This is a genomic window from Phenylobacterium sp., from assembly GCF_036501465.1.
GTDB lineage: Bacteria > Pseudomonadota > Alphaproteobacteria > Caulobacterales > Caulobacteraceae > Phenylobacterium.
In genome coordinates this window covers 1-10,911 of sequence record NZ_DASYAF010000128.1, presented here as the reverse complement: position 1 = coordinate 10,911, position 10,911 = coordinate 1, and the positions used below count along the sequence as shown (strand labels likewise).

The window sequence follows — 10,911 nt, the reverse complement described above, 5'->3', positions numbered from 1 at the left end:
CCCTCGGTCAGGCGGTCGCCGCCCTCGGTGATCACCCGCTCGCCGGGGTTCACGCCCTGGGTCAGGCTGGTCATGGTCGGCGTCGCCGGGCCGCGCGTGACGTTGCGCTTGGTCACCGTGCGGTCGCGGTTCAGGATCCAGACGAAGTCGCCTTGCGGGCCGGTGCGCACCGAGGTCACCGGCACGACCACCACATTGTGCAGGCTCTGCAGCGCGATGCGGGCGTTGACGAACTGGCTGGGGAACAGGTTGCCGTTGGCGTTCGGGAAACGCGCCTTGGCCTTCACCGTGCCGGTGGTCGGATCCACCTGGTTGTCGAGGGTGGAGAACACGCCGGTGTCCAGCACCACGGTCTTGGTGCGGTCGTAGGCGGTCACCACCAGCTTGTTGTGCGCGGCCTGCGCCATCAGGTTCGGCACCGCGTCCTGGGCGACGGTGAATTCCACGTCGATGGGGGTGATCTCGGTCACCACCGCCAGGCCGGTCGTGCTGCCGGCGGGGATGAAGTTGCCGATGTCGATGGCGCGCAGGCCGATGCGGCCGGCCACCGGCGAGACCACGCGGCTGTAGCCGAGGTTCAGGCGCGCGGTGCCGACGGCGGCCTTGTCGGTGAGGACGGTGCCTTCGAGCTGCTTCACCAGGGCGGCCTGGGTGTCCACGTCCTGGCGGGCGATGGAGTCCTGCGTCAGCAGGGTCTGGTCGCGCTTCAGCAGGATCTTGGCGTTGTCGAGCTGGGCCTCGTCGCGGGTCTGATTGCCCTGCGCCTGCTCCAGCGCCATCTGGAACGGGCGTGGGTCGATCACCGCGATCGCCTGGCCCTTCTTCACCAGCTGGCCTTCCTTGAACAGGATCTGGGTGATCACGCCCGAGACCTGTGGCGTCACGGTGACCGTCGCGGCCGGGGTCACGGTGCCCAGGCCGTCCAGGGTGATCGGCACGTCGGCCACCGTCGCTGTCGCCACGCCCACGGTGGTGGTCGGCCTGCGGCCGCCACGGCCGTTGCCGAACCCGGCCGGCGCGCCGCCGTTGGGGCCGGAGGGCTTGTTGCCGCTCCCCAGGTGGACGGCGAACCAGATCACCCCGGCCAGCGCCAGGAGGACCCCCAGGACAATCAGTATGCGCCGCAGGGGGTGACCCTCGCTTCTCGCCCAGAAGCCCGAGGCTCGTGCGCCGTTATCCATCATTCCTCCGAGGTCACCTGCGGACCGACGCCCATCCCCGGGCGCAAGCTTCACCAGAACGATCGCGCAGCGAACGCCGTTCCCCCGCCCATTGGCTGAATGGGGGACGTTTGCCAAGCTAAGTCGCCTCTTACTAAGGCTTCCCGATGACAAGCGTCTTTCCGGGCTCTTTCCGAACCTTCCGCGCCTGCAACTGGGTGACCGCGCCGCAACGCAGGCATTATGTCGGTCTTATGCGCCCTCGGAGAACACCGGGTCGGCGGGGTCCGGGTGAGGCGAAATGTGACTGAAATTTAATCGGTTGTATTGTGGTCGAGAGCGCCGCGGAAGCCGGCGCCGTAGGGGAATGCAGGGGGCGAGACCATGGGATCCTTCTGGAAAGCGACCATGCTGGCCGGCGCCGTCGCGGCGCTCGCGGGCGCGGCCTTCAGCCAGCCGCCGGCCCCGTCTCCGGCCGCCACGCCGCCGGCCGGGGCGACCACCAATGCGCTGAACGGCCGCCGGGTGCAGGCCGAGGCCATGGCCAAGCAGACGGCCCACGGCGAGGAGCTGTTCATGGGCCGCTGCAAGGGCTGCCACATGCCCCCGGTGGAGCACGCGCCCTCTCGCGCGGAGCTCGCCGCCCAGTTCCCCGACGTGATCATCGACGCGCTGAAGACCGGCAAGATGCAGGCGATGGCCGCGGGCCTGTCCGACGACGACATCGCCTCGATCGCCGTGTTCATCACCGGCCAGCCGCCGGACGCCAAGTTCGACGTCGCCGCCGAGGCGCAGGACAAGTGCCCGGCCTCCGACAAGTTCAACCCGGCCGGCCCGTCATGGAACGGCTGGAGCCCGGACAAGCAGAACACCCGGGTCGCGGCCTCCACCACCATCAACGCCGCCAACACGCCGAAGCTGGCGGTGAAGTGGGCCTTCGCCTACCAGGGCGGCCGCTACGGCCAGCCGACCGTGGTCGGCAACCGGGTGTTCGTGACCAGCTCGTCCGGCCAGGTCTATGCGCTGGACAAGGCCACCGGCTGCGTGGCCTGGGCCTACAAGGCCCGCGGGTCGGTGCGCGTCACCGTCTCGGTGGGCAAGAACCCCAAGGCGCCCTCCGGCTGGGCCGCCTACTTCGGCGACATGAACCGTAATGAGGTCGCCGTCGACGCCGCCACCGGCAAGGAGCTGTGGGTGGTGAACATCGACTCCGGCGGCCGCGGCATCCTGACCGGCGCGCCGGCGCTGTGGGGCAATGTGCTCTATGTGCCGCTGTCGTCCTTCGAGGAGGGCGTGGCCGGCCTGGCGGCCTATGAGTGCTGCAAGCAGCGCGGCGCCGTGGCGGCCATCGACGTCGCCACCGGCAAGATGCTGTGGAAGACCTATGCGATCCCGACGGCCCCCGCGCCGTTCCGGAAGAACTCGGTCGGAACCCAGATGTACGGCCCGGCAGGCGCGGCGATCTGGTCCTCGCCGACCATCGATCCCAAGCGCGGCGTGCTCTACGTCGCCACCGGCGACAGCTACACCAACGTCGAGGAGAAATACTCCGACGCGGTCGAGGCGATGGACCTCAAGACCGGCAAGATCAAGTGGGCGCATCAGATGACCGAGCTGGATCACTTCCTGGTCGGTTGCCCGCCGCAGCGCCCGGGCGTCAACTGCCCGACGCCCAACGGGCCGGACTTCGACTTCGGTTCCTCGCCGATCCTGAAGCATATGAAGGGTGGCAAGGACATGCTGTTCGCCGGCCAGAAGTCGGGCCAGGTCTATGCGCTCAACCCCGACGACGGCTCGATGATCTGGCAGACCCGCATCGGCCGGGGCAGCGCCCTGGGTGGGGTCGAATGGGGCATGTCGGCCGACAACGACAACCTCTACGTGGGCATCGCCGACCGCAGCCTGCCCTCGATCTCGGCGCTCAGGCTCACCGACGGCTCGCTGGTCTGGCGGCATCGCTCGTCGGACCCGAAATGCAGCTTCACCGGGCGCTGCGGCAACGGCTATTCCGGCCCGTCCAGCATCGCCAATGGGGTGGTGTTCGGGGTCAACCAGGACGGCCACATCCGCGCCTTCGTCGGCAAGACCGGCGAGCAGATCTGGGACTACGACACCGCCGGGCGTCACTACGACACCGTGAACGGGGTGAAGAACCAGCGCGGCGGCAACCTCGACGCCACCGGCATGACCTTCGCCGGCGGCATGGCCTTCGTGATGGCCGGCTTCAACGGCGCCTCCGGCTCCAGCGGGCCGGACAATGTGCTGCTGGCCTTCTCGGTGAACGGCAAATAACCTCGCTGGCGATGGGCTACGAACCGAAGACCAAGGCGACGGATGTCGACGTCGACGCCTTCATCGCCGGCTCGCCAAAGCCCGCCGACGGGGCGGTCGTCTGCGCCCTGATGCGCAAGGTGAGCGGGATCGAGCCCAGGATGTGGGGCCCGACCCTGGTCGGTTTCGGCGAGCGGGAATACGACCTGGCCGGCGGCAAGAAGGGCCGCATCCTGGCCATGGGCTTCTCGCCGCGGACAGCCTCGCTGGTGTTCTACATCAAGCACGCCACGGGTTGGGACGAGCGCCTGGCGCGGCTGGGCAAGCACCGCACCGGCAAGGGCTGCCTCTACATCAACAAGCTGGCCGATGTGGACGCCGGCGTGCTGGAGGAGATGGTCGCCGCCGCCTGGGCCACGACCGCGCGGGTCTAGGCGCCGTCCCCCAGCGCATGCGAACTCTCTGCGCATGACCGCCAAGCTTACCCGCCGGACGCTTTCGCAGCTCGCCGGCGCCTTCGCGCTTTCCGCCGGCGCTTCCAGGGCGGCTGGCGAGGGGCCCTACGAGGTCCTGCTGGAGAGCAACGTCCGCGTCGCCATGCGCGATGGGATCAGGCTCGCCACCGACGTCTACCGCCCGGCGCGCGGCGGCAGGCCGGTTCCCGGCCGCTTCCCGGCGGTGATGGAGCGCACGCCCTATGGCCGCAACGTCACCAGCTTCCGCGACATCACCCAGGCCAATCCCAAGACGCCGAAGACCCGCGCCGAGGTGGCCGCGACCTATGTGCGCCAGGGCTATGTCGTGGTCTTCCAGGACTGCCGCGGCCGCTACGATTCCGAGGGCGAGTTCGTCAAATACCTGAGCGAGGGGAACGACGGCTTCGACACCTGCCGCTGGCTGACGGCCCAGCCCTGGAGCGACGGGCGGATCGGCACCCTGGGCCTCAGCTACGCCGCCCACACCCAGGCCGCGCTGGCCTGCCTGAACCCGCCCGGGCTGAAGGCCATGGTGCTGGACTGCGGCGGCTTTTCCAACGCCTACCAGGACGGCATCCGCCAGGGCGGCGCCTTCGAGCTGAAACAGGTGACCTGGGCCTACAACCTGGGCCTGGAGAGCCCGGAGGCGCAGAAGGATCCGCGGCTGATGGCGGCGCTGAAGGGCGTCGACCTGAAGGCCTGGTTCGCCTCGATGCCCTGGAAGCCGGGGCACACGCCGCTGTCGCTGATCCCGGACTACGAGGCCTATGTGCTGGACCAGTGGCGGCACGGCGACTTCGACGCCTACTGGAAACAGGTCGGCATCTATGCCGAGGGCTCCTACGACCGCTTCTCCGACGCGGCCATGATCCACATCTCGGGCTGGTACGACGCCTATTCCCGCTCGACGACGGACAACTATGTCGCCTTGTCGAAACTGAAGACCGGCCCGATCCGGCTGATCATGGGGCCGTGGACGCACGGCGCGCGCTCGACCACCTGGTCCGGCGACATCGAGTTCGGCCCCGGCTCGACCCTCGATAGCCTGGGCCACGCCGACTACGACGCCCAGCGCCTGGCCTGGTTCGACCGGCACCTGAAGGCCTCATCGAAGGCCGATCCCGATCCTGCGGTTCGGATCTTCGTCATGGGCGGCGGATCCGGAACAAAGACCCCGGAGGGCCGGCTGATGCACGGCGGCCGCTGGCGCACCGAGGCCGCCTGGCCGATCCCCGACGCCAGGCTCACCGCCTATCACCTGCACGAGGACGGGGCGCTTTCGACGGCGCAGCCCAAGGCCGGCGCTCAGGCGATCAGCTACGACTTCGATCCCGCCCATCCGGTGCCCAGCATCGGCGGCACCATCACCTCCGGCGAGCCCCTGATGCGCGGCGGCGGCTACGACCAGCGCGAGGGCCCCACCGTCTATGGCTCACGCCAGCCCTATCTGCCGCTGGAGGCGCGGCCCGACGTGCTGGTCTTCCAGACGCCGCCGCTCAAGGCGGACGTCGAGGTCACCGGCGCCATCGAGGCGAACCTCTGGGTGGCCTCCGACGGGCCGGACACCGATTTCACCATCAAGCTGATCGACGTCTATCCGCCGAGCGCCGACTACCCGGACGGCTATGCGCTCAACCTGACCGACGGCATCCTGCGCTGCCGCTATCGCGACAGCTGGGAGCATCCCTCGATGATGACGCCCGGCGAGCCCTGCCAGATCAAGGTCACCGCCTTCCCGACCTCGAACCTGTTCAAGGCCGGCCACCGCATCCGCCTGGACGTCTCCTCCAGCAACTTCCCGCACTTCGACGTCAACCCGAACACCGGGGCCCCGGAAGGGACCGGCCTCACCCGGCGGGTGGCGAAGAACACGGTGTTCGTGGACTCCGGCCGGCCCAGCCACGTCCTGCTGCCGGTGATCCCGAAACGGGGCTGAAGCGGCCCGCCCAAGAATCTGTTTGTGAGCAGGGCTGATCGCAGGGGATAGTGCGTCCGAGGCCCGCCAAGAGCCCCAAGGAATGCTCCGGAGGATCGCCAATGCCCTACGCCCAGGGACGCGTCTACCACGACGCCGACAGCCATCTCATGGAGCCGGCCGACTGGCTGGTTCCCTTCGCCGAGGGGGCGATGAAGGATCGGCTGCTGCGGCGCGACGCGCCTTCGACCCGGCCGCCGGTCACCGCGCCCAAGGAGAAGGTGATCGAGGGCCTGATCGCCGGGCCGAAGGGGCGGCTCGCCTATGGTGCCTGCGATCCGGCCGAACGCACCCGGGCCCTGGACGAGCTGGGCTTTTCGAGCCAGCTGGTGTTCCCGACCTCGGCGCTTCGGCCCTTCCGCACTTCCTCGGACATCGAGGTGGTCTATGCCGGGACGCGGGCCGCCAACCGGGCCATGGCCGACTTCTGCCGCGACCCGCGGCTGATCGGCGTCGCCTATGTGCCGCTGGACGATCCGGCGCGCGCCCTGGAGGAGGCGCAGGAAGCGATCCGCCTGGGCTGCGGCGCCATCTGGACGCCCTCGACCCCGGCCGGCGAACGTTCGCCTGGCCACCCGGACCTCGACCCGTTCTGGACCCTGCTGGCGGCCAAGCGGATCCCGTTCGTGCTGCACATCGGCGCCGGTTCGCGGGTGCTGCCGCAGGCCTATATCAACAACGGTCGCGCGCCTTCGCCCGACCTGCACGGCGGCGGCGAGAACCTGCGGTTCAAGGACTATGTGGTGCTGCCGCACTCGGCCGAGATGTTCCTGGCGGCCCTGCTCTATGACGGGGTCTTCGACCGGATCCCGGAGCTGCGTGGCGGGGTGATCGAATACGGGGCCTATTGGGTGCCGGGGTTCCTGCGCCAGATGGACATGGGCGCACGCAGCTTCGGACGCACCGACCCCTATCTGCAGGCGCTTTCGGCCAAGCCGTCGGAGATCATCCGCCAACACGTGAAGTTCACGCCCTTCCCCGGCGAGGACGCCGGCTACCTGATCAAGGACTCGGGCGCGGACCTCTTCATGTTCTCCAGCGACTATCCGCACCCGGAGGGCACCAACGATCCCATCGGCCGCTTCGAGCGCACCTTCACCGAGCTCACCGAGGCCGACCGCGAGCTGTTCTATTCGAGGAACTTCGAGCAGATGATGGGAATCGCCGAGGCGGCGATCGCCTAGGCTGGTTAGGCGTAGCGCGGCGCCTCGGTCGTCGCGGCCGTGCCGCCCACTTCGGCCACCGCCCAGGCGAGATCTGCAAGGTACGCCTCGGCCACCTGCGCATGCACCGGCGATAGCATCAGGTGCAGGCTCTTCGGCTCGCTGGTGAGGCCGGTGAACCAGCCGCGCTCGCGCAGCTTGGACCAGACCGCCACGCAGTCGATGTCGTCGCGGGTGAAGGCCAGCAGGCCGAGCTGCGGCGCCCCCAGCACCCGGAAGCCCAGGGCCTCGGCGCCCGCCGCGATCGTCTCGCGCGCGCCGGTCACCAGGGCGTGCTTGGCGCGGTAGCCCTCGACGCCCAGAAAGTTCATCACCGCCCAGGCCGCCGAGATCGCCCCGCCCGGCCGGGTGCCGGCCAGCGTCGGCGTCACCATCCGCCCGCCCGGCCAGTCACGGAAGTCGAAGATCATGAATTTCATCAGCTCGGCGGTGCGGAAGAACACCGTGGACGCGCCCTTGGCGCAGTAGCCGTACTTGTGCAGGTCGGCCGACATCGAGCGCACGCCGGGCAGCTCGAAGTCGAAGGGCGCGATGGCGGCGCCGTTCATCCGCACGAAGGGGGCGATATAGCCGCCGACGCAGGCGTCGACATGGAGCCAAAGATCGCGCTCCTGCGCCAGCGCCGACAGCGCTTCGATCGGGTCGATCAGGCCGTAGGGGAAGTTGGGCGCCGAGCCCACGATCATCATCGTGGACGCATCGGCCGCCTGCGCCATGGCGGCGGGATCGGCCAGATAGTCCGCAAGCGCGGTGCGGCGGACCTCGATCTCCATCATCGCGCAGGCCTTGTCGAAGGCGGGATGGGCCGAACGCGGCAGGACGATGTTCAGGGGGCCCGCGGCGCCCTTCTGCTTGCGGGCGAAGTCGCGGGCGGCCTTCACCGCCATGGTGATCGAATCGGTCCCGCCGGAGGTGATGGCGCCGGCCGCGCCGTCCGGCCCGTGCAGCAGGTCGAGGCCGAAGCCCACCACCTCCTCCTCCATCCGCTTCAGGCTGGGGAAGGCGGCCGGCCCCAGGCCGTTCTCCGACTGGAAGAGGGCGTAGGCTTCCTTCTGCACCTGCTCGACCTCGGGCCCGGCGTTGAAGACGTAGACGGCGGTCTTGCCCTCGCGCCAGCGCACGTCGCCCGCGGCGTAGGCGGCCATCTCGGCCTTCAGCGCCGGCCAGCCCAGGCCGGCCTCGTTCAGGGGTCGTCTCATCGGCGCCTCGGGGCGGCTTCGCGCGAGCGGTCCCCCGTCTTAGCGCCGCGGCCGCTTGACCGGATCATAAACAGGTCTATATTTTAAACCTAATGGCCAGGGACGCCGATGTCCCCGGCTGGCCGGAAGGGAAACTCCGATGCGTAAACTGTTGATCGCGACCGCCGCCGTGGCCCTGGCTCTGGGCGCTTCGCCGGCTCTGGCCGACACCCTGAAGGAAGTGATCGGCCATGGCATCATCATCTACCTGGGCGACATGGAAATCCCGGTGACCTACACGCCGGACGGCAAGTTCTCGGCCATGGACGGGCAGGTGACCGGCGCCTGGCGGATCGACGGCGACAAGCTGTGCACCAGCTCCAGCGTCGACCCCAATGAGACCTGCGTCGCCTATCCCAAGGACAAGAAGTCCGGCGACACCTTCATGCTGGAAAGCCCGCAGGGCAGCGTGCAGATCAAGATCCGCTAGCTGACCTTGGCCTTCGCGTCCTGCGTCAGCCGGTCGATCTGGCCGCGGATGTGGGCCGCCTCGGCGGCGGTGTTGGCCAACGCGATGGCGCGGTCGAAGGCCTGGCGCGCCTCGCTGTCACGGCCGAGCTGCAACAGCAGCGCCCCGCGCGTCCCGTGGAAGTAGAAATAGCCGTCCAGCGCCTCGCCCAGGGGCTCGACCATGGCCAGCGCCTCGGCGGGCCCCCGCGCCTTGCCGGTGGCGACGGCCCGGTTCAGCGTGATCACCGGCGAGGGCGTCATCCGCTCCAGCGCCGCGTACAGCGCCTCGATCCCCGCCCAGTCGGTGTCGGCGAAACGCGGCGCGCGGGCGTGCAGGGCGTCGATGGCCGCCTGCACCTGATAGGGCCCGGGCCGGTTGTGGCGCATGGCCTTGTCGATCAGCGCCAGGCCCTCGGCGATCAGCTCGCGGTTCCAGCGGCTGCGGTCCTGATCCTCCAGCAGGATCGCCGCGCCCTCGGCGTCGAAGCGAGCCCGGGCGCGCGAATGCTTGAGCAGCAGCATGGCCGCCAGCCCCATGATCTCCGGCTCGGTCTGGAACAGCCGCAGCAGCAGGCGCGCGAGCCGGATCGCCTCGTCGGCCAGGGCCGCGCGGGCCTCTCCCGCTTCTCCGGCCGCCGTATAGCCCTCGTTGAACACCAGGTAGACCATGGCCATCACCGCGGCGAGCCGCTCGGACCGCTCCACCGGGCCCGGCGTTTCGAAGGGCGTCTCGGCCTTGGCGATGCGCGCCTTGGCGCGGGTGATCCGCTGTTCCATGGCCGCTTCGGAGACCAGGAAGGCGCGGGCGATCTGCTTCACCGACAGGCCGCAGACGATGCGCAGGGCGAGCGCGATCTGCTGGGTCGCCGGCAGCTCCGGGTGGCAGCAGATGAACATCAGCCGCAGGATGTCGTCGCGATAGTTCTGCCCGTCCAGCCGCTCGGCCATGGGCGTCTCGACGTCGTCGGTGTCGGAGATCGCGTCCTCCGGCGGCAGCTGCGTCTGGCGGGAGGTCTTGCGCACCCCGTCCAGGGCGGCGTTGCGCCCGACCATGATCAGCCAGGCGGCCGCGTCGCGCGGCGGCCCCTTCTGCGGCCAGCTCCGCAGCGCCCGCAGGCAGGCCTCCTGGAACGCCTCCTCGGCGGTGTCGAGGTCGCGGAAGTAGCGGAGCAGGGCCCCGACCGCCTGGGGCCGCGCCGAGGTCAGCGCCGCATCGATCCAGGCGAGGTCGTCGCTCATCCGGCCGCCGCCGCCTCGGCCGGATTGTCCTGGGGCAGGCCGCTCCTGTTGTAGAGCAGGATCGGGCGAATCTCGTAGGCGCCGCCGGGGTTGGCGACGCCCAGGTCCTTGGCGAAGTCGAGCGCCTCCTCGAGGTTCTCGCAATCGATGACGTAGAAGCCCAGCAGCTGCTCCTTGGTCTCGGCGAACGGGCCGTCGATGACCAGCGGCGGATCGCCCGACTTGCGAAGCGTGGTGGCCGCGGTGGTGGGCAACAGGCGCAGCGACGGGCCCATCTTGCCGCGCGCGGCCAGCCGCTCATGGACCGCGTGGAGCTTCCCCATGACCTCGGCCTCGTGCTCCTGGCTCCAGGAGAAGACCACCTCTTCGGAATTGTAGCAGAGCAGGGCATAGAGCATGGCGGGCGGCTCCCTTGGATGTGCCTAGGACGCCCAACCCTATCCGGCGCCGACACGTCGGTTCAAAGATTCTGCGGCGAACGGCGGGCTCGCGCCTGCCGCCGGAACAGTCCGCGCGCTCGGCGTTCGCCCGGCTGGCGGTGCGTCGAGGGCGGCCATTCCCAGCCATTGATCTCATGCCGGCAGTCTGCCTTGGGCCTCGGCTTCTCAAAGGACCGGCCCTCGGCCGGCCGCGGGGCGGCGCGCCCTTGGCGCGTCCTTGACAAGCCGAGGCCCCAAGGCTCGCATCATCCATGAGATCGAAGGGGCGCTCCGCGCGGGTGCGCCGGACAGACTCCGTGACGGTCAGCGATGGGTGGGAAGCGGAATCTCCTCTCCCAAGCGCGGCAGCGCTGTGGGAGAGGCCGGGAGAGGGCGGCGCGGCCGTCAGATCACCCGCTGGCTTGGACCCGATCATCCTTAAAGCGCCAACGGGTCCAAG

At 69.4% G+C, this 10,911-nt stretch carries 9 protein-coding genes; 5 read left to right on the top strand and 4 right to left on the bottom strand.

Annotated elements, in window-relative coordinates; all coding sequences use genetic code 11:
• On the bottom strand, window positions 1-1,181 hold a 1,181-nt coding region (locus VGL85_RS13670; RefSeq protein WP_331589501.1), incomplete at its 3' end, for an efflux RND transporter periplasmic adaptor subunit.
• Between the two features lie 363 nt (window positions 1,182-1,544).
• Between VGL85_RS13670 and VGL85_RS13665 the strand changes: the two genes are divergently transcribed.
• The 4 genes from VGL85_RS13665 to VGL85_RS13650 all read left to right on the top strand — a co-directional run bounded on the left by VGL85_RS13665 (window position 1,545) and on the right by VGL85_RS13650 (window position 7,066).
• Window positions 1,545-3,452 carry a PQQ-binding-like beta-propeller repeat protein gene (locus tag VGL85_RS13665; RefSeq protein WP_331589500.1) on the top strand — a complete coding sequence of 636 codons (1,908 nt, stop codon included), beginning with the start codon at window positions 1,545-1,547 and terminating at the stop codon, window positions 3,450-3,452.
• Between the two features lie 11 nt (window positions 3,453-3,463).
• Window positions 3,464-3,865: a DUF1801 domain-containing protein gene (locus VGL85_RS13660; RefSeq protein WP_331589499.1), complete on the top strand. Its 402-nt coding sequence runs from the start codon at window positions 3,464-3,466 to the stop codon at window positions 3,863-3,865.
• A gap of 34 nt (window positions 3,866-3,899) precedes the next feature.
• Window positions 3,900-5,843 carry a CocE/NonD family hydrolase gene (locus VGL85_RS13655; RefSeq protein ID WP_331589498.1) on the top strand — a complete coding sequence of 648 codons (1,944 nt, stop codon included), beginning with the start codon at window positions 3,900-3,902 and terminating at the stop codon, window positions 5,841-5,843.
• Between the two features lie 101 nt (window positions 5,844-5,944).
• Window positions 5,945-7,066: an amidohydrolase family protein gene (locus VGL85_RS13650; RefSeq protein ID WP_331589497.1), complete on the top strand. Its 1,122-nt coding sequence runs from the start codon at window positions 5,945-5,947 to the stop codon at window positions 7,064-7,066.
• 5 nt (window positions 7,067-7,071) lie between these two features.
• Here the strand turns inward: VGL85_RS13650 and VGL85_RS13645 are convergent, their stop codons facing one another.
• Window positions 7,072-8,304: a pyridoxal-dependent decarboxylase gene (locus VGL85_RS13645; RefSeq protein ID WP_331589496.1), complete on the bottom strand. Its 1,233-nt coding sequence runs from the start codon at window positions 8,302-8,304 to the stop codon at window positions 7,072-7,074.
• A gap of 139 nt (window positions 8,305-8,443) precedes the next feature.
• On the opposite strand from VGL85_RS13645, the gene VGL85_RS13640 reads away from it, so the two are divergent.
• Complete coding sequence (locus tag VGL85_RS13640) at window positions 8,444-8,773, top strand: hypothetical protein (protein WP_331589495.1); 330 nt, start codon at window positions 8,444-8,446, stop codon at window positions 8,771-8,773.
• Here VGL85_RS13640 and VGL85_RS13635 read toward each other — a convergent pair.
• Both VGL85_RS13635 and VGL85_RS13630 read right to left on the bottom strand, forming a co-directional pair.
• A complete protein-coding gene (locus VGL85_RS13635; protein WP_331589494.1) occupies window positions 8,770-10,032 on the bottom strand; it encodes an RNA polymerase sigma factor in 1,263 nt (420 codons plus the stop codon). The genes VGL85_RS13640 and VGL85_RS13635 overlap by 4 nt on opposite strands.
• Window positions 10,029-10,430 carry a YciI family protein gene (locus VGL85_RS13630; protein ID WP_331589493.1) on the bottom strand — a complete coding sequence of 134 codons (402 nt, stop codon included), beginning with the start codon at window positions 10,428-10,430 and terminating at the stop codon, window positions 10,029-10,031. Before VGL85_RS13630 ends, VGL85_RS13635 begins: the two co-directional genes overlap by 4 nt.
• Between the last annotated feature and the right edge of the window lie 481 nt (window positions 10,431-10,911).

Bases quoted from the DNA above. Each gene is read 5' to 3' on its own strand.
- VGL85_RS13650 (WP_331589497.1), top strand. From the start codon at position 5,945: ATGCCCTACGCCCAGGGACGCGTCTACCACGACGCCGACAGCCATCTC.
- VGL85_RS13655 (WP_331589498.1), top strand. From the start codon at position 3,900: ATGACCGCCAAGCTTACCCGCCGGACGCTTTCGCAGCTCGCCGGCGCC.
- VGL85_RS13665 (WP_331589500.1), top strand. From the start codon at position 1,545: ATGGGATCCTTCTGGAAAGCGACCATGCTGGCCGGCGCCGTCGCGGCG.
- VGL85_RS13630 (WP_331589493.1), bottom strand. From the start codon at position 10,430: ATGCTCTATGCCCTGCTCTGCTACAATTCCGAAGAGGTGGTCTTCTCC.
- VGL85_RS13635 (WP_331589494.1), bottom strand. From the start codon at position 10,032: ATGAGCGACGACCTCGCCTGGATCGATGCGGCGCTGACCTCGGCGCGG.
- VGL85_RS13640 (WP_331589495.1), top strand. From the start codon at position 8,444: ATGCGTAAACTGTTGATCGCGACCGCCGCCGTGGCCCTGGCTCTGGGC.
- VGL85_RS13660 (WP_331589499.1), top strand. From the start codon at position 3,464: ATGGGCTACGAACCGAAGACCAAGGCGACGGATGTCGACGTCGACGCC.
- VGL85_RS13645 (WP_331589496.1), bottom strand. From the start codon at position 8,304: ATGAGACGACCCCTGAACGAGGCCGGCCTGGGCTGGCCGGCGCTGAAG.